Source organism: Caldimonas hydrothermalis, assembly GCF_056746695.1.
Window position 1 is genome coordinate 14,275 of record NZ_JBWQXA010000017.1, and the last position, 22,537, is coordinate 36,811.

22 protein-coding genes and 1 riboswitch are annotated in these 22,537 nt (G+C 70.1%); of the genes, 11 read left to right on the forward strand and 11 right to left on the reverse strand.

Translation table 11 applies throughout. The features are described from left to right. From AC1ECW_RS15595 to AC1ECW_RS15615, 5 genes are all read right to left on the reverse strand, one after another. Positions 1-351: a RidA family protein gene (locus tag AC1ECW_RS15595; RefSeq protein ID WP_409704230.1), complete on the reverse strand. Its 351-nt coding sequence runs from the start codon at positions 349-351 to the stop codon at positions 1-3. Between the two features lie 10 nt (positions 352-361). Next, positions 362-1,021, reverse strand: a complete 660-nt coding sequence (plsY, locus tag AC1ECW_RS15600; protein WP_409704228.1) for a glycerol-3-phosphate 1-O-acyltransferase PlsY — start codon at positions 1,019-1,021, stop codon at positions 362-364. A 38-nt stretch (positions 1,022-1,059) separates the two neighbouring features. Next, a complete protein-coding gene (locus AC1ECW_RS15605; protein ID WP_409704226.1) occupies positions 1,060-1,551 on the reverse strand; it encodes an aminoacyl-tRNA deacylase in 492 nt (163 codons plus the stop codon). Positions 1,552-1,562: 11 nt separating this feature from the next. Beyond that, the gene (locus AC1ECW_RS15610; protein WP_409704224.1) at positions 1,563-2,630 is read right to left on the reverse strand and encodes an aldo/keto reductase; all 1,068 of its coding nucleotides are present in this window, start codon (positions 2,628-2,630) and stop codon (positions 1,563-1,565) included. A 72-nt stretch (positions 2,631-2,702) separates the two neighbouring features. Next, positions 2,703-3,053: a hypothetical protein gene (locus tag AC1ECW_RS15615; protein WP_409704222.1), complete on the reverse strand. Its 351-nt coding sequence runs from the start codon at positions 3,051-3,053 to the stop codon at positions 2,703-2,705. 239 nt (positions 3,054-3,292) lie between these two features. Between AC1ECW_RS15615 and AC1ECW_RS15620 the strand changes: the two genes are divergently transcribed. Continuing rightward, complete coding sequence (locus tag AC1ECW_RS15620) at positions 3,293-3,571, forward strand: GNAT family N-acetyltransferase (RefSeq protein ID WP_409704220.1); 279 nt, start codon at positions 3,293-3,295, stop codon at positions 3,569-3,571. Beyond that, complete coding sequence (locus AC1ECW_RS15625) at positions 3,559-4,158, forward strand: DUF924 family protein (RefSeq protein ID WP_409704218.1); 600 nt, start codon at positions 3,559-3,561, stop codon at positions 4,156-4,158. Before AC1ECW_RS15620 ends, AC1ECW_RS15625 begins: the two co-directional genes overlap by 13 nt. A 55-nt stretch (positions 4,159-4,213) precedes the next feature. On the opposite strand, the gene AC1ECW_RS15630 is transcribed toward AC1ECW_RS15625, so the two are convergent. Both AC1ECW_RS15630 and AC1ECW_RS15635 read right to left on the reverse strand, forming a co-directional pair. Continuing rightward, positions 4,214-6,511, reverse strand: coding sequence for a response regulator (locus AC1ECW_RS15630; protein ID WP_409704216.1), 2,298 nt, complete (start codon positions 6,509-6,511; stop codon positions 4,214-4,216). A gap of 56 nt (positions 6,512-6,567) precedes the next feature. Next, complete coding sequence (locus AC1ECW_RS15635) at positions 6,568-7,893, reverse strand: sensor domain-containing phosphodiesterase (protein ID WP_409704214.1); 1,326 nt, start codon at positions 7,891-7,893, stop codon at positions 6,568-6,570. Between the two features lie 142 nt (positions 7,894-8,035). Here AC1ECW_RS15635 and AC1ECW_RS15640 point away from each other — a divergent pair, with 142 nt between their 5' ends. The 3 genes from AC1ECW_RS15640 to AC1ECW_RS15650 are packed head-to-tail and all read left to right on the forward strand — an operon-like array spanning position 8,036 to position 9,557. Further along, the gene (locus tag AC1ECW_RS15640) at positions 8,036-8,383 is read left to right on the forward strand and encodes an FKBP-type peptidyl-prolyl cis-trans isomerase (protein WP_409704212.1); all 348 of its coding nucleotides are present in this window, start codon (positions 8,036-8,038) and stop codon (positions 8,381-8,383) included. A gap of 1 nt (position 8,384) precedes the next feature. Beyond that, the gene (locus tag AC1ECW_RS15645) at positions 8,385-8,606 is read left to right on the forward strand and encodes an RNA-binding S4 domain-containing protein (RefSeq protein WP_409704210.1); all 222 of its coding nucleotides are present in this window, start codon (positions 8,385-8,387) and stop codon (positions 8,604-8,606) included. Between the two features lie 15 nt (positions 8,607-8,621). Beyond that, positions 8,622-9,557: a Na/Pi cotransporter family protein gene (locus AC1ECW_RS15650; protein WP_409704208.1), complete on the forward strand. Its 936-nt coding sequence runs from the start codon at positions 8,622-8,624 to the stop codon at positions 9,555-9,557. A 3-nt stretch (positions 9,558-9,560) separates the two neighbouring features. On the opposite strand, the gene AC1ECW_RS15655 is transcribed toward AC1ECW_RS15650, so the two are convergent. After that, on the reverse strand, positions 9,561-10,511 hold the full coding sequence (locus AC1ECW_RS15655; RefSeq protein WP_481202215.1) for a GNAT family N-acetyltransferase: 951 nt from the start codon (positions 10,509-10,511) through the stop codon (positions 9,561-9,563). Between the two features lie 47 nt (positions 10,512-10,558). Further along, positions 10,559-10,755: riboswitch (yybP-ykoY riboswitch) on the forward strand. A 6-nt stretch (positions 10,756-10,761) separates the two neighbouring features. On the opposite strand from AC1ECW_RS15655, the gene AC1ECW_RS15660 reads away from it, so the two are divergent. After that, positions 10,762-11,334: a TMEM165/GDT1 family protein gene (locus AC1ECW_RS15660; protein ID WP_409704204.1), complete on the forward strand. Its 573-nt coding sequence runs from the start codon at positions 10,762-10,764 to the stop codon at positions 11,332-11,334. On the opposite strand, the gene cphA is transcribed toward AC1ECW_RS15660, so the two are convergent. Both cphA and AC1ECW_RS15670 read right to left on the reverse strand, forming a co-directional pair. After that, the gene (gene cphA, locus AC1ECW_RS15665) at positions 11,335-13,905 is read right to left on the reverse strand and encodes a cyanophycin synthetase (RefSeq protein ID WP_481202216.1); all 2,571 of its coding nucleotides are present in this window, start codon (positions 13,903-13,905) and stop codon (positions 11,335-11,337) included. A 22-nt stretch (positions 13,906-13,927) separates the two neighbouring features. Continuing rightward, entirely contained in the window at positions 13,928-16,171 is a 2,244-nt protein-coding gene (locus AC1ECW_RS15670) for a cyanophycin synthetase (RefSeq protein ID WP_409704200.1), read from the reverse strand. A gap of 156 nt (positions 16,172-16,327) precedes the next feature. Between AC1ECW_RS15670 and AC1ECW_RS15675 the strand changes: the two genes are divergently transcribed. The 5 genes from AC1ECW_RS15675 to AC1ECW_RS15695 all read left to right on the forward strand — a co-directional run bounded on the left by AC1ECW_RS15675 (position 16,328) and on the right by AC1ECW_RS15695 (position 21,244). After that, complete coding sequence (locus AC1ECW_RS15675; protein ID WP_481202217.1) at positions 16,328-18,595, forward strand: cyanophycin metabolism-associated ABC transporter; 2,268 nt, start codon at positions 16,328-16,330, stop codon at positions 18,593-18,595. 14 nt (positions 18,596-18,609) lie between these two features. Continuing rightward, entirely contained in the window at positions 18,610-19,074 is a 465-nt protein-coding gene (locus tag AC1ECW_RS15680; RefSeq protein ID WP_481202218.1) for a cyanophycin metabolism-associated DUF1854 family protein, read from the forward strand. A gap of 191 nt (positions 19,075-19,265) precedes the next feature. Further along, positions 19,266-19,634, forward strand: a complete 369-nt coding sequence (locus tag AC1ECW_RS15685) for a YbaN family protein (protein WP_409704194.1) — start codon at positions 19,266-19,268, stop codon at positions 19,632-19,634. Positions 19,635-19,717: 83 nt separating this feature from the next. Continuing rightward, positions 19,718-20,191: a universal stress protein gene (locus tag AC1ECW_RS15690; protein WP_409704192.1), complete on the forward strand. Its 474-nt coding sequence runs from the start codon at positions 19,718-19,720 to the stop codon at positions 20,189-20,191. Positions 20,192-20,416: 225 nt separating this feature from the next. After that, a complete protein-coding gene (locus tag AC1ECW_RS15695; protein ID WP_481202219.1) occupies positions 20,417-21,244 on the forward strand; it encodes an alpha/beta fold hydrolase in 828 nt (275 codons plus the stop codon). A gap of 39 nt (positions 21,245-21,283) precedes the next feature. Here AC1ECW_RS15695 and qhpR read toward each other — a convergent pair whose 3' ends face one another. After that, positions 21,284-22,318, reverse strand: coding sequence for an AraC-like transcriptional regulator QhpR (qhpR, locus tag AC1ECW_RS15700; RefSeq protein ID WP_481202220.1), 1,035 nt, complete (start codon positions 22,316-22,318; stop codon positions 21,284-21,286). Positions 22,319-22,537 lie beyond the last annotated feature (219 nt).

Here is a 22,537-nt window from a genome sequence, read left to right on the forward strand (position 1 = left end):
TCACACCGCCGCCGTGACCACCACTTCGATGCGCCACTCGGGCCGCGCGAGCCGTGCTTGCACCGTGGCACGCGGTGGGGCCTGGCCCGGGACCTCGCCGATCCAGGCATCCCAGACTTCGTTCATGCCGTCGTAATCGGCCAGATCGGCCAGGAAGATCTGCGCCATCAGGATGCGGTCCTTGCCACTGCCGGCCTGCGCCAGCAGCCGATCGATCGCGGCCAGCACCTGGGCCGTCTGTCCGCGGATGTCCTGGGTGCCGTCCTCGGGCACCTGGCCGGCCAGGTAGACCGTGCCGTTGTGCACCGCCATCTCGGACAGGCGCGCTCCGGGGTGGAAACGTTGCACCATGGGGAATCCTTCAGTGACGTTTGCGGGGGGGCCGGTGGGACCCTGCCGGTGCCGGCGGCACGGCCTTCTGGCCGATGCGGCTCTCGGTGCCGGCGATCAGCTTCTGAATGTTCGCACTGTGACGCCACACCAGCAACAGGCTCATCAGCAAGATGGCCCCGGCCACCGGTCCCGCCCCCCAGATGAGCATCTGGTAGAACGGCGCGAAGACCGCCGCGGTGATCGAGGCCAGCGAGGCGTAGCGGAAGAAGACGGCAATGATGAGCCAGGTCAGCAGCGTCGCCAGCCCGAGCCAGGGGTTGATGCCCAGGAGCACGCCCGCGGCTGTGGCCACGCCCTTGCCACCCTGGAAGCGGAAAAACACCGGCCAGAGGTGGCCGATGAAGGCCGCCACCCCCACCAGCGCCGCCGTGCCCGCGCCCATGCCGTAGGCTGGCCCGAACAGCAGCACGAGCACCACTGGCACATAGCCCTTGAGGGCATCGAACACCAAGGTCAGGATGGCCGCCGCCTTGTTGCCCGAGCGCAGCACGTTGGTGGCGCCGGGGTTGCCCGAGCCGTAGGTGCGCGGGTCGTGCAGACCCATCAGCCGGCTGATGATCACGGCAAACGACAGCGAGCCGAGCAGGTAGCCGGCGGCGATGGCGGCCAGGGCGTAGGCAGTCTCCATGGACGGTCTTGGCGATGTGGGTGAAATGCGTAGGACGCCTATTCTGCACTGGCGCACCGCACCGGCCGCGCTCCCAGCCGCTCGGTCAGCACCGCGGGCTCCAGCCCGACGAGGTAGCCGCGGCGGCCGCCGTTGATGCAGATGCGCGGCAACTCCAGGATGCCGGCCTCCACATAGACCGGCATGGCCTTGCGCGTGCCGAAGGGCGAGGTGCCCCCCACCTTGTAGCCGCTGTGACGCTCGGCCACCTCGGGCCGACAAGGCTCGACCTTCTTGGCGCCGATCTCGCGCGCCAGGGCCTTGAGGCTCACCTGACGGTCACCGTGCATCAGCACCAGGAGTGGGCGGCCGTCCTGGTCCTGCATCACCAGGGTCTTGACGATCCGATGCTCGTCCAGCCCGAGTTGGCGCGCCGACTCGGCGGTGCCGCCATGCTCGACATAGTCGTAGACGTGCTCGCTGAAAGACACCCCCTGCCGGCGCAGCCACTGCGTGGCCGGGGTCTCGCTGACGTGTGGCGTTCGGGCCATGACGCCCGAGGTCACTGCGCCGGGTCGCGCATCTCCCAGCGGATGCGGTCGATGGCTTCGAGCAGCTCGGGCGACAACGTGGTGCCATAAGCGGCCACGTCCTCGTCGAGCTGTGCCAGGCTGGTGACGCCGATGATCGTGCTCGTCACCTGCCACTTCGTGTAGCAGAAGGCCAGGGCCATCTGCGTGGGCGTGAGCCCATGCTCGCGCGCCAGGGCGTTGTAGCGACGGGCCGCCGCCAGGGCCTCGGGGCGGCCCCAGCGCTGCTGACGCATGGATTCGAACTGCGCGAGCCGGCCCTTGGCGCCGCCCGTCAGGCCGCCCTCGTCGTACTTGCCGGTCAGCAGCCCGAAGGCCAGCGGCGAATACGCCAGCAGCGAGACGCCGTGGCGGTGCATCACCTCGTCCAAACCGTTCTCGACCGAGCGATTGACCAGGCTGTACGGGTTCTGCACGGTGGCCACGTGCGGCAGGCCATGCTGTTCGGCCACACGCACGAACTCGGCCACGCCATAGGGCGTCTCATTGGACAGACCGATCGCACGCACCTTGCCCTCGCGCACCAGGCGCCCCAGGGCATCGAGCTGCTCGTGGATCGACGACACGGGCCTGTCGCGCGAAGGGTCGAAGTACAGCGCCCCGAACATCGGCACGTTGCGCACCGGCCAGTGGATCTGGTAGAGGTCGATGACATCGGTGTGCAACCGCCGAAGGCTGTCGTCGCAAGCCTTGAGGATGTCCTGCGCCTTCAGGTCGGCGCTGCCCTGGCGGATCCATCCGTAGCCGCGCACCGGGCCGGCCACCTTGGTGGCCAGCACCAGCCGCTCGCGCACCCCGGGGCGCGAGACGAACCAACGGCCCAGGATGCGTTCGGTGTCGCCGTAGCGTTCGGCCGAGGGCGGCACGGGGTACATCTCGGCCGTGTCGAGGAAGTTGAGCCCCAGCTCCAGCGCACGATCGAGGATGCGGTGCGCGGTGGCTTCATCGACCTGTTCGCCGAAGGTCATGGTGCCCAAACAGACAGGCGTGACGTGCAGGCCGCTGTGGCCCAGGGTGCGCAGGGGCATTGCAGAGTTCATGGTGCAAGTGTGCCAAAGCGCGAAGCGGCCTGCACGTGCAGCCCCTGCGACCCCGCCGGCGATGCCCAGACCTCACAGCGGCCCGGGTAACAGCTTCAAGCCCAGCCAAGCCACGCTGATCACCGCATTGACCGGCACGCTGATCGCCGAGGGCACGAAGAACAGCGCCGCCAGCAGGGCCGCGCCGCCGGCCAGTTCGACCAGCGCGCCCAACACGAAGAGGACGACCCCCAGGGTGGACCAGCGGCGCAGATAGGTGGGCAGCCAGCGCGCCTGTTCGCGGTTGTGACGCCAGGCGGCAGAACGCTCGAACACCGTCCCCCGGCCTGCATCGCGGAACAGCCAGGCGAAGAACCAGTAGCGGTACAGCAGGGTGCGAAACCCCGGGGCCGGCGGGGCAGGCGGCATCATCAGCTCGTTCATCGCAAACCTCCGTGGCTGGCGCGCGCGGGCGGGCGCTACATCACGCTTGACGTTCAAGATGGTTGCTCAGGCTGCCATGGTGCGCCGAGGGCCGGGCGGTGTCCATGCCCTCCCCCACGGACGGGCGGGCCACGGCCCGGCGGCAGGGCAGCGGCACAGTGCAGCCTTGACCGCAGTGAAGACCGGGACGGCCAGGCATGGCACCATCAACACTCCAATGCCCGTCCTGGAACCTGCCCATGCCCGTCGAAATCACCCACAACCCTGCCGCGCAGCGCTTCGAGGCGGCGCTCGATGGCCTGCTCTGCGTCGCCGACTACGAACTGCGCGACGGCGTCATGCACATGACCCACACCGGCGTGCCACCGGTCTTGCGCGGGCAGGGCATCGCGGCGCAGCTCGTGCAAGCCGCGCTCGACCATGCACGCGCCCACGGGCTCAAGGTCGATCCGCTGTGCTCCTATGTGCGGACCTACATGCAGCGCCACCCCGAGACCCAGGCGCTATGGGCACGGTGAGTGCCACGCCGCCGCCGGCACGGGTGGTGCTCGATTTCTGGTTCGACGGCGATGACGGCACATCGCGCGGGCAGCCGCGGGCCCAGTGGTTCCGTAAGGACCCGGGCTTCGACCGCCTGATCGCCTCGCGCTTCGGCCCCTGGCTGGAGCAGGCCCTCGCCGGCGGGCTGCAGGACTGGACGGCCACGCCGGACGGCACGCTCGCGCTCATCCTGGTGCTCGACCAGTTCAGCCGCAATGTCCACCGGGGCAGTCCGCGCGCTTTTGCCGGTGATGCCCGGGCCCTGGCGCTGGCCCAGGGCCTGGTGTCCACCGGCGAGGACCGGCGCCTGTCGAGTCTGCAGCGCTGGTTCGCGTACCTGCCGTTCGAGCATGCGGAGGACATCGCCGAGCAGGACGAGAGCGTGCGCCTGTTCACCGCGCTGGCCGCTGAGGATGCCCGCCTGGCCGATGCGCTGGACTATGCCCACCGCCATCGCGATCTGATCCTGCGGTTCGGGCGCTTTCCACATCGCAATGCGGTGCTGGGCCGGACCAGCACTGCCGAGGAAGAGGCCTACCTGGCCCAGCCGGGTGCGGGCTTCTAACGCGTCGCGGTGCCGGCCCTGGCCTCTCGCCCCCCGGGCGATCGAGCGCCGCCTCTCAGGACAAGCCGTCTCCGGCCGTCGGGCCAACGGGCCGCACCGGGGCGGGGCCGGGCAGCAGCTCGGGCTGCCAGCGCAGCAGCGTGCGCTGCAGCTGGTCCAGCGTGAAGGGCTTGCCCAGGAAATCGTCCATGCCGGCGGCCTGGCCACGCTGGCGCACTTCGGGCTCGGGGTTGCCCGTGACCGCAACGACCGGGGTGCGACCGCGGCCCGCCTGGCGTTCGATCGCGCGCAGCTTTTCGGTCGCGGTGAGCCCGTCCATCCCGGGCATCTGCACGTCCATGAGCACGATGTCGAAGGTCTGCTCGGCAAAGCGGTTGAGCGCCTCCTTTCCGTCGCCGGCCACCACCACGGCCAGACCCAGGCGCTCGAGCATCGCCTGGGTCATGACCTGGTTGACGGGGTTGTCGTCCACCAGCAGGACACGGCCGGCCAGCACCGCACGCTCGGCCGCCGGCGGCGCCGGCAGCGTCGGCCCGGGCATCGGGCGGCCGCTCTGACGGCGGGCGTGCAAGGCCCACCGCAGGCCGTCGTGCAACGCGTGCGGGCGCACCGGCTTGGACAGCACGAACACGCCATCGAGCATGCCCATCGTGGTGTCGCTGGAGACCCCGCGCATCAGCAGCACCGGCAGGCCGGCTTCGCGGGCCATCTGCTCCAGGCGGTCGTGCCCGCGCGCGCCCAGCAGCTTTTCGTCGAGCAAAATGGCGTTGATGCCCTGATCGCGCAGCACCTGCAGCTCGGCCTGGGTGGGCGGCACCGGCTTGACCTCATAGCTCACGCCGAACTCGCGCAAACCGGCCTGCACATGCTGCACCAGCCGCAGGTAGTTGGCCACCACCAGCACATGCAGCGGCACGCCGGGCGGCAGGCCGGCACTGGGCTGTTCGATGTGATCGAGCGTCAGCTCCAGCGTGAAGACCGAGCCCTTGTGCGGCTCGCTGCGCGCCGAGATCCTGCCCCCCATGAGCTGGACCAGCTCGCGGCAGATCGCCAGGCCCAGGCCGGTGCCCCCGGAGGCACGGGTGGTGGACTCATCGCTGCGCGGAAAGGCTTCGAACAGCCGGGGCAGGAGTTCGGGGGCGATGCCCACGCCGGTGTCCTGCACCTCGATGTGCAGGCGGGCCTGACCCTCGGACAAGCCCTCGGGCTCGATCCCGATCTGGATGTGTACTCCGCCACGGACGGTATAGCGCACGGCGTTGGACACCAGATGGCCCAGCACCTGGCGCAGCCGGGTCGGGTCCACCCGCACGACGGCCGGCACCTCGGGCGCCAGCCCCAGCGTGAGCTCCAGACCCTTCTCGTGCGCCACGGCCGCGTGCAGCTCCAGGGCATCGAAGGCCAGCTCGCGCAGATCGGTCTCCACGGGCTCGAGCTCCATGCGCCCGGCCTCGATCTTGGTGTAGTCGAGCACATCGTTGACCAGGGCCATCAGCGTGTCCAGGCTCTGGCGCTGCAAGGCCACGATCTGCTGTTGGCGGGCATCGAGTGGCGTGCTGCGCAGCAATTCGATCGCACCGAGGATGCCGTTGATGGGGGTGCGCACCTCATGGCTCATGTTGGCCAGGAAGCGGGCCTTGACCTGCGAGGCGGCCAGGGCCTCGTCGCGTGAGCGTCGCAACTCGCGCAGGGCCAACGTGAGCTCGCGGCGCAAGCCGCGACGTAGCGTCAGGGCATACAGCACGAAGCAGCCGAACAGCACCAGCGCAGCGGCCGCCCAGACCCCGCCGTCGAGAGCACGCTGCGCCGCCGCGGTGGGCGACAGATCGGGCAGCCCCAGCCGGTTGACGGCCCAGGGCGTCAACGCCAGCACCACCAGGATGGCCCCACCGAGCATCAGGCCCTCGCGCCGCGCACCGGTCAGCATCCACATCATCGGCAGCAGCACCAACCACCACAGCGTCGGTGCGGTCCAGCCCCCCAGCAGCCAGGTGAGCGCCACCAGCACGGCGGCGAGCGACACCATCAGCGCGGCGATGCCCCGCCGGATGCGCCCGGTGCGGGCCACGTAGACCGACACCACCAGAGCCGGAGGCAGGTAGGACGCGATCACCCCGACCAGCACGGGCCGTTGCAGCCACCAGAAATAGGCCGCCAGGCCGAAGGCCGCCGCCAGGCTGAGGGCCATGGTGAACCAGAACAGGCGCTCGCGCATGCGCGCTTCGAGCTGCGCGGGTTCGCGCACCTGCGGCCGCCGCCAGGACCTCGTGTCGTCGGCTTGTGCGCAAGGGGGGGTGGCCCGCACCGAGGCAGCCTCGGTGGTGCTGGGAGCGGGCAGCGGGGGCATGGACATGCGGGCTCGGAGGGTGGGGGTGGTGGGCGGCCGCAAGCCTCGGTCACGCAGACAGCTTACCCCAGCTCGGGGTGGATGTCCCAGTCGATGTCGCCGCCCAGCACCACCAGCTGGCCTTGCCAGCGCAGGCTGATGGAGACGGTGACGCACAAGTGGGCGCCGTGAACGGTCAGGTACGGTCGCGTGACCTGCACACGCCCGAATTGGTCCAGCGCCCGGCGAAAGTAGGGCCTGCGCGCCCAGCGTGCGCCGCTGGCATCGCGCAGCGGCGCGAACTGCGCGGAGCGCTTGGCCTCGAAACCCGGCGCGGTGACGTTGTGCCCGATCTGCAGCCCCTGCTCATCGATCAGGTAGCACAGCTCGGCCCCGGGCAGCATCAGGAACTCCTGGCAGCACACCTCCAGCGGCAGGCCGGCTTGCAGCAAGGTGGCGGCGTGACCGATGGCGTTCATGTACGGCGCCACGCGCTCACGCTCGGCGCGCTTGTCGGCCTCGAAACGGGCATCGAAACGCTGCCACACCGCATCGATCACCCGCCGGGGCTCGTCATGCCCCACCAGCACCGGCGCAGGACGCGAGAACAGATAGCCCTGCACGAAGTCCACATCGGCCTGCAGCGCGAGATAGGCCTCGTCCATCGTCTCGATGCCTTCCATCAGCACCATGGCCCCGCAGGCATGCAGCAGCGAGACCATCTGCGTGGCAATGCGGCCGATGCGCGGCTCGGTGGCCGCGCGACGCACGAGGCTGCGGTCGAGTTTGACGATCTCGGGGCGGATGCGCCAGACCCGGTCGAAGTTCGAATGGCCCGCCCCGAAGTCGTCCAGTGCCAGCAGGCAGCCCAACTCCCGGGCCTCGGCGACCGCACGCTCGAAGCCCTGGTCGCGTCCGACCATGTCCTCGGTCACCTCCAGCACCACCTGGGATGGCTTCAGCCCGAAGCGCTCGAGCAGGGCGCGCATGTAGCGCTGCCCGCCCAGATCGGGGCCGCGCACGAACACCCCGGGGTGGATGTTCAGGAAGAGCCACGGGTGGTCCGGCCCCGCCAGCGCGCTGAAGTTGCCCACATGCACCAGCCGGCACAGGCGGTCCAGCCGCACCAGGTCGTCGGGCGAAGTCGCCGCCGCCAGGACCGACGGCGGCGCCACGGCGCGGCCCTGCTCATCCAGCGCCCGCAGCAGCGCCTCATGCCCGACGGCCCGGTGGTGGGACAGGCTGTAGATCGGCTGGAACTGGGAGTGCAGGCGGTAGCGGCCGTGGCGGGCCGTCCAGCGCCCATCCTCCTGTCGCTCGCCGGCAGCCAGCAAGGCCAGCACGGCCTCATCGGCCGGTAAGGCTGGTGAAGGATCGGGGGGTGGCGACGGGTCCACGAACGAAGGCACGACGATGCAATGCGCTCATTGTGGCCGAGAAATCCCGCCGCGGCCGATCGTCTCCCGGCTGCGGTCGTGAAGCTGTGCTACCGTGACGCCCCGTCCCCTCCCCCAGCCCCCCAGGGCCGGGTCTCACGCAGAAAGGATCCCCATGATCACCACCGCCTCCGGGCTGCAGTACGAAGACACCGTGGCTGGCCACGGCGACGAGGCGCGCGCCGGCCGCCACGTCACGGTGCATTACACCGGCTGGCTCTATGAGGACGGCCGGCCTGGTGCCAAGTTCGACTCCAGCAAGGACCGCAACGATCCTTTCGTGTTCCCCTTGGGCGCCGGCATGGTGATCCGCGGCTGGGACGAAGGCGTCCAAGGCATGAGGGTGGGCGGCACGCGCCGCCTGGTCATCCCGCCGCAGCTTGGCTATGGTGCCCGCGGCGCCGGCGGCGTGATTCCGCCGAACGCGACGCTGCTGTTCGAGGTGGAACTGCTGGCCGTCTGACATGCCCGACGTCGACTTCGAACTGCGCGGCGGGCACATCGAGCTGCACGCCCTGCTCAAACTCGCCGGCGCCGCCGGCAGCGGCGGCCACGGCAAGGCCCTGGTGGCGGCCGGCCGCGTCGAGGTCGATGGTCAGCCCGAGACGCGCAAGGCTGCCAAGATCCGCGCCGGCCAGGTCGTCACGATCGATGGCCTGCGCATCCATGTGAAGGCCCCTGCCTGAGCAGCCCCCGCAACCATGACCGAGTGGCAGTGGATCTTCTCGGCGGTCAGCGCCGTGGTGCTCTTCCTCTTCGGTCTGTCGGGCTTTTCGCAGGAACTGATGACCGCAGGCGGTGAACGCCTGCGCGCCTGGCTGGGCCGCGCCACCGCCAATCGCTATGCAGCCGCCCTGCTGGGAGCGGGTTTCACCGCCTTCATCCAGTCGTCCTCGGCCGTGTCCTCGCTGGCGATTGCGCTGGTGGACGCCGGCGTGCTGGGTTTTCGCGGGGCACTCGCGGTGCTGCTGGGCGCCAACGTGGGGACCACGGCCACGGCCTGGCTCGTCTCGCTCAAGCTGACGGCGCTTGGGCCTGTGGCACTGACCCTGGGGGCCCTGGTCTCGGCGGTGGCGCCTACGCGGTGGAAGCCCGCTGGCAAGGTGCTTTTCTACTTCGGTTTCGTGCTGTTTGCGCTCGATCTCATTGGGATTGCATTGGCTCCGCTGCGCGAGAGCCCGGCCGTGCTGGAGGTGCTGGCCCAGGCCGGCAACCCCTGGGTGGGCGTGATGGCCGGCATCGTCATCACGGCGCTCTTGCAGAGTTCCTCGGTCACCACCGGCCTGGCCGTGGTGCTGGTGCAGCAGCAGGTGCTCACGCCCGAAGCGGCCGTCTACCTGGTGGTGGGTTCGAACGTGGGCACCACGGTGACGGGCCTGATCGCGTCGCTGTCGATGGGGTCGCTGGCGCGCCGCACGGCCGTCATCAACACCGGCTTCAAGCTCGCGGGAGCCCTGATGTTCGCGCCGGTGCTGATCGTTTTCGCACAGGCCGTGGTGAAGCACTCGCCCACACCGGACATGGCGGTGGCCGTGGCCCATCTGATGTTCAACATCGCCACGAGCGCCCTGTTCCTCATCTTCCTGCCCGCGTATGCACCGCGGCTGGAGCACTGGGCCCTGCCGGCCCGCCCCTGAGCCTCAGAGCATGGCTTGCATGAAGGCCACGTCGAGCCAACGGTCGAACTTGTAGCCGCCTTCGCGGATCACGCCGGCCACCGTGAAGCCCAGGGCCTCGTGCAGGCGCACCGAGGCGACATTGGCGGCATCGACCACGCCCACCATGCTGTGGAAGCCCCGTTCGCGCGCATGGGCCATCACCGCCGGCAGCAGCAGCTTGCCCAGGCCGCGGCCGCGCCAGTCGCGGTGCAGATAGACCGAGTGCTCGCAGGTGAAGCGCCAGCCCTCGCGAGGGCGGAACAGGCCGTAGTTGGCATAGCCGACCACCTGGTCCTCATCGGTGACGGCCACGAAGAAGCGGTGGCCGTCGGCCCGCTTGGCCAGCCATTGCGCCACCTGTTCGTCAAGCGTGCGCTCGGCGTACTGGTAGGTGGCGGTGCTGTGGCGCACTTCCTCGTTGTAGATCTCGAGCACGGCGGGCATGTCGTCCTCGCGCGCGGCGCGCACGCTCACGCCCGAGCGCAGGTCCCGCAGCATCGTGGTGCTGGCGTCCGGGCAGGCACCGTGGAACTCGATCGAGGCCTTCACCGCCGTGGGCACTGCGGTCAGCTCGACGCGGCGGAAGCCCTGTTGGGCGAAGAAGCCCTCGGCCGTGGTGGTGCGCAGCACGGCCCACTGGGCGCCTCGCTGGCGGGCCTGGCGCAGGGCCGCACGCACCATCTGCCCGCCCAGGCCCTGGTGCCCGGTGCGCGCCACCACCGAGCGCAGCAGCACGCCCTCACCGTGGAACTCCAGGCCGGCGCAGCCCATCAGAGCGCTGGCATCACGCGCCACAAGAAAGTCGGCCAGATGCTCGGCCACACCCGCGGTGGGCAAGGCATGCTCGCGCAGCAAGGCCTCGATGGCCGGCAAATCGCCGGGCTCGGCGGCGCGCAGGTGCTGGGCGTGGGGCAGGTCGGCGTGCGGGGACAAGGAGAGCTCCTGGAATGCGCAAGGGCCCCAGTATGCCGCCAGCCGCTACAATGAGCTCCTGTCATTGGGGAGTAGCCTCCCTCCTTCGCGACATCGGCGCGATGAGAGGGTCCTGTGTCAACAGGCTTGCCCGCTTGCGGGCATGGCACAGGGGGTCGACCGGACTTGGCGAGACCTTTGACCGTGCCCGCCCGCGTGCCGGGGGCGGGTGCGGTCATGGGTGTCAACGCCGGCCGGAGAACCTTGTCCCGTGGAAGCCTTTCTCATCTCGACCGGCCTCGTCGCCCTTGCGGAAATGGGCGACAAGACGCAGTTGCTCTCGTTGCTGCTGGCCGCTCGCTACCGCCGCCCCATTCCCATCCTGCTCGGCATCTTCGCCGCCACCCTGGCCAACCATGCAGGAGCCGGCGCGCTGGGCGCCTGGATCACCTCGGCGGTGGGCGCCGAGGTGATGCGCGGGGTGCTGGGCTTGTCCTTCCTCGCGATGGCGGTGTGGATGCTCATCCCGGACAGGCTGGACGAAACCCAAGGGGTGCAGTCCGCACGCTTCGGCGTCTTCGGCACCACGGCGCTGGCCTTTTTCCTGGCCGAGATGGGCGACAAGACCCAGGTCGCCACCGTGGCGCTGGCGGCCCAGTACGCGGCCTTCACCGCGGTGGTGCTGGGTACCACACTGGGCATGATGATCGCCAACGCACCGGCGGTGCTGCTGGGCGAGCGCCTCACGCGGCGCTTGCCGATCGGGCAGATCCACCGCTTGGCCGCCGCCCTCTTTTTGCTGCTGGGCCTGCTGGCCCTGTTCGACGTCGGCCAGGTGTTCTGATCACAACTCGGCCATGCGCCGGCCCAAGTGAGCCAGGGCCTCGTCGACCTGGTCGATGAGGATGAGGCACAGGTCGCCCTCGCGCAGGCTTGCCAGCGCCGCATCGATCGCGGCGAACTCGCCGCGGATCTCCTGGATGTCGCGCGTACGGCTGACCCCTTGGAGGCCCTCGCGCAACAGCGCCAGCACCTCGCCATCGGCGCGGCCGCGCTGGCATTGGTCCTGGTAGAGGATCACGGTGTCGAAGGCCGTGCCCAGGATGCGCGTTTGTTGCCGGATGTCGTCGTCTCGGCGGTCGCCCGCACCGCTGATCACGACGGTGCGGCGTTTCGCCGGCATCGCCTCGACGGCGCGCACCAGCGCGCCCATCGCGTCGGGGTTGTGGCCGTAGTCGGCGATCACGGTGGCGCCGCGCACGGTGAAGACATTGAAGCGCCCCGGCGCGTTGTCGGCATCGCTCTCGAAGGTCAGCAAGCCGGTGCGGATGGCATCCCAGCCGGCGCCGGCCGCCCAGGCCGCCGCCACGGCGGCCATCGCGTTCTCGACCTGGAAGCCGATGGTGCCGTTGCGCGTGAGCGGCACCTCGGCCAGCGGAAAGCGGTGCTTGGCACCGGCCTGTTCGGCCACGATGTCCCCGCGGTCCACATAGACCACGCGGTGGCCCTGCACGCGATGGGCGGCCATCACCGGGTGGAAGCGGTCGGCCGCGAAATAGGTGACCTCGCCGGGGCAGTTCTCGGCCATCGCTGCGACGATCGGGTCGGCTGCGTTGAGCACGGCCATGCCGGTGGGCGCGACGTTCTGGACGATGACACGCTTGAGCACGGCCAGGTCCTCGACGGTGGTGATGTAGTTCAGGCCCAGGTGGTCGCCCAGGCCGATGTTGGTGACCACGGCCACCTGGCAGCGGTCGAAGCCCAGGCCTTCGCGCAAGATGCCGCCGCGCGCGGTCTCGAACACCGCGGCGTCCACGTCCGGGTGGGCCAGCACGTTGCGCGCGCTGCGCGGGCCGCTGCAGTCGCCGGTGTCGATGCGCCGGCCCTGGATGTAGACGCCGTCGGTGTTGGTCATGCCCACGCGCCAGCCCTGGCGCGACAGGATGTGCGCGGTCAGGCGCACCACCGTGGTCTTGCCGTTGGTGCCGGTGACGGCCACCAACGGGATGCGGCCGTCCTCGCCCGGCGCGAACATGGCGTCGATGATGGCCTCGCCAACCGGGCGGCCCTTGCCGTAGGAGGGGCTCAGGTGCATGCGCAGCCCCGGCGCGGCATTCACCTCCACCACACCGCCGCCTTGCGCCTCCAGGGGTTGCTGCAGGCTCTCGCACACCACATCCACCCCGCAGATGTCCAGGCCGATCATGCGCGCGGCATCGACGGCCCGTGCCGCCACCTCGGGGTGGACATCGTCCGTCACATCGGTGGCCGTGCCGCCGGTGCTCAGGTTGGCGTTGTTGCGCAGCACGACACGCCGGCCCTTGGGCGGAATGTCGTCCGGCCCGAAGCCCTGCTGGGCCAGTCGGGCCAGGGCGATGTCATCGATGCGCATGCGCGTGAGCGGCGTCGCATGGCCGTCGCCGCGGCGCGGGTCGGTGTTGGCCTGGTCCACCAGTTCGCGGATGCTGTGCAGGCCGTCGCCGATCACATGCGGCGGGTCGCGCCGGGCCGCGGCCACGAGGCGGTCCCCCACCACCAGCAGGCGGAAGTCGTAGCCGGGAATGAAACGCTCGACCAGCACCTCGTCGCTGATTGCACGCGCAGCGTCGTAGGCGATGCGCAGGTGTTCGTCGCTGACGATGTTGACGGTCACGCCCTTGCCCTGGTTGCCATCGCGCGGCTTGACCACCACCGGCCAGCCGATCTCGGCCGCAGCACGGCGGGCGTCGTCGAAGTCCGTCACCGGCCGGCCCTGGGGCACCGGCACACCGGCAGCCAGCAGCAACTCCTTGGTGAGCTCTTTGTCCTGGGCGATGGATTCGGCGATCGCCGAGGTGCGGTCCATCTCGGCGGCCTGGATGCGGCGCTGCTTGCTGCCCCAGCCGAACTGCACCATGCTGCCTTCGGTGAGGCGCCGGTAGGGGATGCCCCGCGCCACCGCGGCCTGCACGATGCTGCCGGTGCTCGGGCCCAGGCGCACGTCCTCGTCGAGTTCACGCAGGCGGGCCAGGGCGTCGGCGAGGTCGAAGGGGGTGTCCTGCGCCGCGGCCTCGCACAGCGCCTGGGCCAGTTCGAAGGCCAGGCGGCCCACCGGCTCCTCGCTGTACTCGACCACCACCTGGAACACACGTTCCTCAGGGGTGGCGGTGGTGCGGCTGAAGGTCACCGGGCATCCGGCCTGGGCCTGCAGGCCCAGCGCGGCGGCCGCCAAGGCATCGGCCATCGAGACCGCCCCGGTGTGCCCCGTGGAACACAGCGCGCCGATCTCGGGGAAGCGCGCACGCAGGCGAGCCTCGAAGCCGGGACAGGTTTCGAGGTCGAGCTCATCGTCGCGCAGGATCACCACCGCCTCGATGGCGGTGCGGCGCGTCCAGAGATTGGGGCCGCGCAGGGCCCGGATGCGGGAAACGTCCATGATGCAGGTCTTTTCGTCGGATTCAGGCGGCGCTGGCCAGAGCCGGGGTCTCGGCCGTCGCAGCGGCATGGGCGAGCACGGGCAGCGGGGCGGCAGCCGGCGGGACCGACTGGGTGGCGAAGGTCTTGATGCCAGCGCGGATCAGGTCGATCTCCATGCCCAGGCCCCAGGCCGCCGCCGAGGCGGCCATCACGGCGCCGAGCACGGCTTCGGGCGCGTGGCCTTCCACGACCGGCAGGCAGCGCCACTCAATGAGCGCGGTCTCCTTCGCGCCGTGCACCATCAGCACCCGGTGGCCGCGCAAAAAGACCGCCCGGCGGCCGGCGGCCAGGTGGGTTTCGATCACCTCGCGCTGGCCGTCGCGGGCGTAGAAGATCACGTCGCCATCGCACAGCGGGGCCATCTGCGCGGCCAGCAGGTCGTCGGCGTTGAGCACGGCCACGCCCTCGGGCAGCACCACGTCCACCTGGGTGCGCAGCACGGTGTAGAGCTGCTCGTCGTCGTGGACATGGTAGGACGCCAGCGAGGCGGCGCCAGCCACGCCAGTGACGATGCCCACCTGGCAGCGGTCGTAGGCCAGGCCGTCACGCACGATGGCCTCCGGGCCGTTCTCGATCACGGCGGCATCGACCATGCGGTTCATCAGCACACGCTGACCGGCCGCCCAGGTGGCGCGGTCGCCCGCCTCGACGCGGCGGCGGCCCAGGTACAGGCCCTCGCCGCAGGCCAGGCCCACATGGCGGCCGCCCAGGTGCAGCAGCCAGGCCAGCAGGCGGGCCGTGAGGGTGGTGCCCTGCGCACCGCTGACGCCCACCACGGGGATGCGCCCGGTCTCGCCCTTGGGGAAGAGGTGGTCGACGATGGCCTGGCCCACCGGCCGTGGCTCGCCCTCGGCCGGCTTCAGGTGCATGAGCAGGCCGGGGCCGGCGTTCACTTCGACGATGGCCCCGCCCTGCTGGGCCAGGGGACGGCCGATGTCCTCGGCCACCACGTCCACGCCGGCGATGTCCAGCCCCACCACCCGCGCAGCCAGCGCCACCATCTCGGCCACTTCGGGGTGCACCCGGTCGGTCACGTCGATGGCGAGGTTGCCATTGCGCTGTACCCGCACCTTCTGGCCGGCAGGTGGCACGGTGTCGGCGGTGCAGCCCTGGCGGGCCAGTTCCAGCACATTGGCCGGCTCGTGCAGGCGCACGATGTCCAGCGGAAAGGCCTCGTCCTCGCCGCGGCGCGGGTCGCTGTTGACCTGGGCCTCGACGAGCTGGGCCACGGTGGAGCGGCCGTCGCCCGTGACCCAGGCGGCATCGCCCCGGGAGGCGGCCACCACCCGGTCGCCCACCACCAGCAGGCGGTGTTCGCCGCCGGGGATGTAGCGCTCGACCAGCACCTCACTGCCCTCGCGCGCGGCCACATGGAAGGCGGCCTCGATGTCCTCGCGACGGCGCAGCTCGATGGAGATGCCGCGGCCGTGGTTGGCGTCGGACGGCTTGACCACCACCGGCAGGCCAATCTCCTGGGCCGCCTCCCAGGCGTCGGCCGGATCCCGCGCCACGCGGCCTTCGGGCACACACACGCCTGCGGCCGCCAGCAGCCGGCGGGTGAGCTCCTTGTCACTGGCGATGCTTTCGGCGATTGCCGAGGTGCGGTCGGTCTCGGCCGTCCAGATGCGGCGCTGCGCCCGGCCATAGCCGAGCTGCACCAGGTTGCCCTGGCTCAGGCGGATGGACGGGATTTTGCGATCGGCCGCCGCATCGACGATGCAGGCGGTGCTGGGGCCCAGGCAGCGGCGGTCGACCAGCTCGCGCAGGTGGGCCACGGTGGCCGCCACGTCGAAGGGGCGGTCCTCGATCGCCGCCATCACCAGGTCGCGGGCTGCGACAATGGCGGTGCGGCCGACCTCTTCCTGGCGGGCACGCACCACCACCTTGTAGACGCCGCGGGTGGCGGTGGAGCGGGCCTTGCCAAAGCCGGTGGGCATGCCAGCCAGGGTCTGCAGCTCGATGGCCACGTGTTCCATGATGTGGGCCGGCCAGGTGCCTTCGCGCAGACGCTGGAGGAAGCCCCCGCGCTCGCCCACGCCGCAGCGGTGTTCGATGAGGCCGGGCAGCCAGGTCGACAGGCGTTCGTAGAAGCCAGGCAGGGTGTTGGAGGGATGGTCCTCCAGCTCGCCGATGTCCACCCAGGCCTCGATCACCGGCCGGTAGGTCCAGAGATTGGGCCCGCGCAGGTAGGCGATGCGTAGGAATTCGATACTTCTGTGACTCATGACTGACAACCCTCTGTCCCGATCCTGCCGCCCCTGCGGCGCTTGCATGTCAACCTGTGCAGGGGTTCGCGCGTGAGCACTCCCAGGGCGTCGTGCGGCCGTCCGGGCCGCCCCCGGCGCCCCGTCCCTCCCCCGTCCGACGGGGTCCACGAATCCATGAACTTGTCCGTCTCCCTCCGAACCGACCTGGCCGGCAGCCCTTGCGACCCCTGGCCGGCCGGGTTGCGCCCTGCACTGGCTCCTGCCGAGAACGTTCTGGCCACGCTGGAGGTTGACCTCGACGCCCGGCTGCAGTTTTCACCCCAGTGGCTGGTGCTGACCGACCGCCGTCTGCTGGCCCGCGACCACCCTGAAGCCCCATGGCGCGCATGGTCTTTGAACCCGGCGCTGGAGCTGCGTCTGAGCGACCACGCCGGAGTGGCCCATCTGGCCCTGCACGACGCCCAGCGCCGGCTGGCCGTGTGGCACCTGAGGCTTGGGCGCCAGCCTGCGGCCCAGGCCCTGATCGAACGTTTCCAGACGCAACAGCGTTGGCTGCAAGGCGAGGCGGCCCCCGGGCCCGAGCCCGACGCTGCGCCGGCCGAGGCGCCCGAGTCGGCCGAAGCCGACCCCGAAGCCACCCCGCCGTCCACCTGGACCCTGCTGCGCCTGTGGCGTTTCGCCCGGCCCTACCGCGGCCAGTTGCTGGCCGGCTTCGCGCTGACCCTGGCCTCGACTGCCGCGACGCTGGTGCCGCCCTATCTGACCATGCCGTTGATGGACCGGGTGCTGATCCCCTACCAGAACGGACAGGCCATCGACACCGCGCTGGTGGCCTGGCTGCTGGGCGGGCTGCTGCTGGCCGCGCTGGCCGCCTGGGGCCTGGGGTGGGCACGCACTTACATCCTGGCGCTGGTGAGTGAACGCATCGGCGCCGACCTGCGCACCACCACCTACGAGCACCTGCTCAAGCTGTCGCTGGAATACTTCGGCGGCAAGCGCACCGGCGACCTGATGGCGCGCATCGGCAGCGAGACCGACCGCATCAACGTCTTCCTCTCGCTGCACCTGCTCGACTTCGCCACCGACGTGCTGATGATCGCGATGACCTCGGTCATCCTCTTTTCCATCAACCCCTGGCTGGCGCTGGTCACGCTGCTGCCCCTGCCCTTCATCGCCTGGATGATCCACGTGGTGCGCGACCGGCTGCGCACCGGCTTCGAGAAGATCGACCGGGTCTGGGGCGAGGTCACCAACGTGCTGGCCGACACCATCCCGGGCATCCGCGTGGTCAAGGCCTTTGCCCAGGAAGGCCGCGAGGCACGGCGCTTCCGGGAGGCCAACCGCCACAACCTGGTGGTCAACGACCGGCTCAACCGCGTGTGGTCGCTGTTCACGCCCACGGTGTCGCTGCTCACCGAGATCGGCCTGCTCGTGGTGTGGGCCTTCGGCATCTGGCAGGTCTCGCGCGGCGACATCACCGTGGGCACGCTTACCGCCTTCCTGGCCTACATCGGGCGCTTCTACACGCGGCTCGACTCCATGAGCCGCATCGTCTCGGTCACCCAAAAGGCCGCGGCCGGGGCCAAGCGCATTTTCGACATCCTCGACCACGTCTCATCCGTGCCCGAGCCGGCGCAGCCGGTGCCATTGCCCCAGGTGCAAGGGCGCATCCAGCTCGAGGACGTGGGCTTCCGCTATGGACACCGGCGCGTCATCCAAGGGCTGAATCTGGACATCCGCCCGGGCGAGATGATCGGCCTGGTGGGCCACAGCGGCTCGGGCAAGAGCACACTCGTGAACCTGATCTGCCGCTTCCACGACGTGAGCGAGGGCGCCATCCGGGTGGACGGCATCGACATCCGCCAGGTGGCCGTGGCCGACTGGCGGCGCCACATCGGCCTGGTGCTGCAGGAGCCCTTCCTCTTCTTCGGCACCATCGCCGAGAACATCGCCTACGGCAAGCCCGAGGCCACGCGCGAGGAGATCGTCGCCGCGGCCCGCGCCGCCCATGCGCATGAGTTCATCCTGCGCCTGCCTCAGGGCTATGACTCGCTGGTGGGCGAACGCGGGCAGGGCCTGTCGGGCGGCGAGCGCCAGCGCATCTCGATCGCCCGCGCGCTGCTGATCGACCCGCGCATCCTGATCCTGGACGAGGCCACCTCGGCGGTGGACACCGAGACCGAGCAGGAAATCCAGAAGGCCCTGGACAATCTGGTGCAGGGCCGCACGACGATCGCCATCGCGCACCGTCTGTCCACGCTGCGCAAGGCCGACCGCCTGGTGGTGATGGACCGCGGCGAGATCGTCGAGGTGGGCCCGCACGAGGAGCTGATGGCACGCCGCGGCGCCTACTGGCGCCTGTACGAGGCCCAGGCCCGCAATGTCGACAGCGAGGGCAGCCCGCCCGAGGCCTGGCACGACCAACCGGCCCGCAGCGCCTGAACGGAGCCTGTGCCATGACCGCGTTCCAACTTCACCGCAACCCGCACGGCCAGCTCGTCTGCACCGACGCCCAGGGTCAGGTGCATGTCGGCGTCGTGCCCGTGCGCGCCTTCCCCATCACCGCGCCTGACGAGGGTCTGTCGCTGGTGGCCCCCGAAGGCCACGAGGTCGCCTGGATCGACCGGCTGCAGGCCCTGGCACCGACCGCGCGCGCACTGATCGAGGAAGAACTCGCCCAGCGCGAATTCATGCCCGAAATCACGCGGCTGGTGGCCGTCTCCAGCTTCGCCACCCCCAGCACCTGGCACATCGAGACCGATCGCGGCCCCACGCAGCTCGTGCTCAAGGGCGAGGAAGACATCCGGCGGCTGCCCGGTGGCCGCCTGCTGATCGCCGACCGCGAGGGCGTGAGCTACCTGATCCGCAACCCGGCGGCGCTGGACCGCACCAGCCGCCGCCTGCTCGATCGCTTCCTCTGAGACGCCCATCCAGCGCCGCGTCTCCGGGAAGAGGTGCTGCAGGACGGCTTCGCCGCAGTGGGCCGCGGCCGCCCGCGCCCTCGGCCTGGATGCCAGCAACCTGCACAAGCTCGCACGCCGCCTGGGGATGAAGTGAGCCCGGCCGGTCCGGGCTACCATCGGGCCCATCTCTGCCCGTGTGAGCGCTGCCGATGATCCGACACACCCGCCTGCTGCTCTGGCGCACGCTTGCCGGCGTGTCGCTGCTGCTGGGGCTGGTGGGCGTGGTGCTCCCGGTGCTGCCCACCGTGCCCTTCCTGCTGTTGGCTGCCTGGGCCGGCGGGCGGGGCTGGCCCAGCCTGGAGGCCCGGCTGCTGGCCCACCCGCGGCATGGCCCGGTGATCCGTCAGTGGCGCGAGCGCGGTGCCGTGCCCCGCCGGGCCAAATGGCTGGCCACGGTGATGATGCTGGGCAGCGCCGCCTTGCTGTGGTGGAGCCCCGTGGCGCCCTGGGTGCGCGGCGGGGTCTACCTCGTCCTGCTGGGCGTGGCCCTGTGGCTGTGGCGCCGCCCGGAGGCCTGATCCGGCCTGCTTGATCCCCCTCTGGGCAGCCAGGGGCTTCTGGGGTAGAAAGGACGCACACCGACAACACCCGGGAGTGCACCATGAAGATCCTGCTGCCCGTCGATGGCTCCGAGCTCTCGCTGTGGGCCGTGCGCCATGCCGTCGAGCTGGTGCGCAGCGGCCTGCAAGCCCACTTCGTGCTGGCCAACGTGCAAGAGCCGCCCACCCTGTACGAAGTGGTCACGGTGCATGATGCCGAGGTGCTCGAAGGCGTGGCCGAGGGCGCGGGCCGCCATGCCCTGGAGGGCGCCGAAGCGCTGCTGCGCGCAGCCGGGCTGCCGTTCGACAGCGTGATTGCCAGCGGCGACCCCGCCCACACGCTCATTGAGCTGGCCGAAACCCACGCCTGCCAGGCCATCGTGATGGGCGCCCGCGGCATCGGCGCCCTGCGCGCGGGCCTCTTCGGCTCCGTCTCGCGCGCCGTGCTCGACGACTCGCCGGTGCCCGTCACCATCGTCAAGCCCCCCGAGCCCGATGCGGCGGCCGAAGCGCTGGACGAGCCTGCGGTGGACTGACCTGGCGGCGCGCCGAGGGCGCGCGCCGGACGATGACGCGAAGGATCGCCACAGCCGCCCGCCCTCCTCCGCCTGACCGCCCGCTTTGACTTCGGCACGGCCGGTCCCAACCGTCGATCTCGGTGTTTGGCGTGCGCCGTCAATGATTCGGCGCACTCGGTCACGGCACCGTCGAGCGGGGTTCGGCACAGTGAAGGCTTCACGCATCAACCCATTCACGTCTGCATGAGCTCCACATTCGATCTGCCGACCCGCTTTCTCACCGTCGGGTCCGGCCGCGTGGCCTACGACGACACCGGGGGCCAGGGCCCGCTGGTGCTGGCCATTCCCGGCATGGGCGACCTGCGCTCGCAGTACCGGGCGCTGCGCCCGCGGCTGACCGAGGCAGGCCATCGGGTGGTGACGATGGACATCCGAGGCCATGGGCAAACCGATGCGCACTGGGACGACTACTCCGCCCGCGCGGTCGGCCGCGATGCCTTGGCCCTGATCGATCACCTGGGCGGCGGACCAGCCGTTATCCTGGGCCATTCGTTTGCCGCCGGATCGGCGTTGTGGGCAGCGCATGAGGCGCCGCAGCGGGTGCGGGGCGCGGCGCTGCTGGGGCCCGTGGTCCGGGACGGCCAGCCGTCTTGGCTGCTTCGGCTGGCGGTGACAGTGGGCTTTGGCGGACCCTGGCGCGTGGCATTTTGGATGGCCTTCTGGAACAGCCTCTTCCCCAGCCGTAAACCGCAGGACCATGCGGCCGCCCGAGCCGCCCTGGCGGCCAATCTGCGTGAACCAGGACGCATGCAGGCGCTACGCACCATGGTCGGGTTGTCCAAGGCCATCACCGAGGCGATCGTCGCACGGACTCGGCTGCCAGCGCTGGTGGTCATGGGCACGCGCGACCCGGATTTTCCCGATCCGGTCGCAGAGGCCCGGTGGGTAGCGGGCCTGCTGGGCACCGAGCCGCTCCTTGTCGAAGGCGCCGGGCACTACCCACATCTGGAAATGCCCGAGCAAGTCGCACCGGCCCTGCTGGCCTTTCTCGAACGCATCCAGCACTGTTGAAAGCAGCGCATCCCGCATCGATGCCGCTCGGCAGGACGCTCAACGATGCTGCCGGCGAGCGGTCTGCGGCGTCATGCCAGTCCAGCGTTTGAAGGCACGGTGGAATGCGCTGGGTTCGGAGTAACCCAACATGTAAGCCAGCTCGCCCAGTGCCATTCGCTCATCGGCGATGTACTGCAATGCCAGGCTGCGGCGCACCTCGTCGAGCACGTCGGCAAATCGACAGCCTTCCTCGCTGAGCCGTCGCTGCAGACTGCGCGTGCTCAGGTTCAGCGTGCGCGCGATTCGATCGAGTGAGGCCGTACCGTTGGCCAGCTCTCGCACCACCTCGCGCTGAACCCGGCCGCGCAGGCTGGGGGCACAAGGCTCTCGGGCCGCCAGCAGGCGTTCGGCATGCGCGGTGACGATGCGCGAAAGCTCGGGATCGGCCGACGGCACGGGGCGCTCCAGCACCTGGGCACTGAACACCAGACACGAGATGGAAGCCCCGAAACTGGGCGTAACGCCGAACATCGACCGATAAATTTGCATCTCGGTACCGGGCGCGGGATGGGCCAACGCAACGGCCAATGCCTGCACCGCTTCTCCACTGATCTGCGACGCAACCACGATCAACGAAGCCAGCGTGAACTCGCTGGCGTGTCGGCACGGCCGCATCGCAGGGTCGTCAAAACGGTGTTCGACACGCACGGTCTCGCCCACGGGAACGAGCTCAAAGTGCGCCAGGTCGTGCATCAGCCGGTTGTAGCGTGCCAGCCGCTCCAGCGCGGTGCGCAAGTCCGGGGCGGTACGAACCGCGTAGTCCAATACCTGAAACACACCGGGTCGGATCGTGCGGGCCGCGTTCAGCCCGAAATGAGGGTCGCGGGTGGCCTGGGCTGCGCTCTCCCACAAGCGGGTCTCGACCTCCAGAGGCATGCGAGCGTCCGGGTCAGCCAGCCATGCGGGATCACAGCCCGCGGCATCCAGCAAGGCCTGTGCGTCCTCCCCACGAGCCGCCACCAGCCCCGCGATCAGCATCCCCAATCGGGCCGAAACAGTGGCACGGGTGATTCCCTTCGTGTCGGTTCGCATCGCCAAGCCGAATAACACGGTCCATCAGGCCGCTGGGCACTCATCGGTGAACACAGAAGACTCCATCATGCCTGATCCGCCCACTGAGTCCGTTTGACCTGCCCCCGTTTCCCGTACCACTGGCTTGGAACATTTCCGCGGGGTTGATGGACTTTACTCTTGGGTCTTCTGGGTCACGCGGGCTGCGTCGTCAGCTTTCTGGCGATGCAGCGAGGCGAA

Bases quoted from the DNA above. Each gene is read 5' to 3' on its own strand.
- AC1ECW_RS15595 (WP_409704230.1), bottom strand. From the start codon at position 351: ATGGTGCAACGTTTCCACCCCGGAGCGCGCCTGTCCGAGATGGCGGTG.
- plsY (WP_409704228.1), bottom strand. From the start codon at position 1,021: ATGGAGACTGCCTACGCCCTGGCCGCCATCGCCGCCGGCTACCTGCTC.
- AC1ECW_RS15605 (WP_409704226.1), bottom strand. From the start codon at position 1,551: ATGGCCCGAACGCCACACGTCAGCGAGACCCCGGCCACGCAGTGGCTG.
- AC1ECW_RS15610 (WP_409704224.1), bottom strand. From the start codon at position 2,630: ATGAACTCTGCAATGCCCCTGCGCACCCTGGGCCACAGCGGCCTGCAC.
- AC1ECW_RS15615 (WP_409704222.1), bottom strand. From the start codon at position 3,053: ATGAACGAGCTGATGATGCCGCCTGCCCCGCCGGCCCCGGGGTTTCGC.
- AC1ECW_RS15620 (WP_409704220.1), top strand. From the start codon at position 3,293: ATGCCCGTCGAAATCACCCACAACCCTGCCGCGCAGCGCTTCGAGGCG.
- AC1ECW_RS15625 (WP_409704218.1), top strand. From the start codon at position 3,559: ATGGGCACGGTGAGTGCCACGCCGCCGCCGGCACGGGTGGTGCTCGAT.
- AC1ECW_RS15630 (WP_409704216.1), bottom strand. From the start codon at position 6,511: ATGTCCATGCCCCCGCTGCCCGCTCCCAGCACCACCGAGGCTGCCTCG.
- AC1ECW_RS15640 (WP_409704212.1), top strand. From the start codon at position 8,036: ATGATCACCACCGCCTCCGGGCTGCAGTACGAAGACACCGTGGCTGGC.
- AC1ECW_RS15645 (WP_409704210.1), top strand. From the start codon at position 8,385: ATGCCCGACGTCGACTTCGAACTGCGCGGCGGGCACATCGAGCTGCAC.
- AC1ECW_RS15650 (WP_409704208.1), top strand. From the start codon at position 8,622: ATGACCGAGTGGCAGTGGATCTTCTCGGCGGTCAGCGCCGTGGTGCTC.
- cphA (WP_481202216.1), bottom strand. From the start codon at position 13,905: ATGGACGTTTCCCGCATCCGGGCCCTGCGCGGCCCCAATCTCTGGACG.
- AC1ECW_RS15670 (WP_409704200.1), bottom strand. From the start codon at position 16,171: ATGAGTCACAGAAGTATCGAATTCCTACGCATCGCCTACCTGCGCGGG.
- AC1ECW_RS15675 (WP_481202217.1), top strand. From the start codon at position 16,328: ATGAACTTGTCCGTCTCCCTCCGAACCGACCTGGCCGGCAGCCCTTGC.
- AC1ECW_RS15680 (WP_481202218.1), top strand. From the start codon at position 18,610: ATGACCGCGTTCCAACTTCACCGCAACCCGCACGGCCAGCTCGTCTGC.
- AC1ECW_RS15685 (WP_409704194.1), top strand. From the start codon at position 19,266: ATGATCCGACACACCCGCCTGCTGCTCTGGCGCACGCTTGCCGGCGTG.
- AC1ECW_RS15690 (WP_409704192.1), top strand. From the start codon at position 19,718: ATGAAGATCCTGCTGCCCGTCGATGGCTCCGAGCTCTCGCTGTGGGCC.
- AC1ECW_RS15695 (WP_481202219.1), top strand. From the start codon at position 20,417: ATGAGCTCCACATTCGATCTGCCGACCCGCTTTCTCACCGTCGGGTCC.
- qhpR (WP_481202220.1), bottom strand. From the start codon at position 22,318: ATGCGAACCGACACGAAGGGAATCACCCGTGCCACTGTTTCGGCCCGA.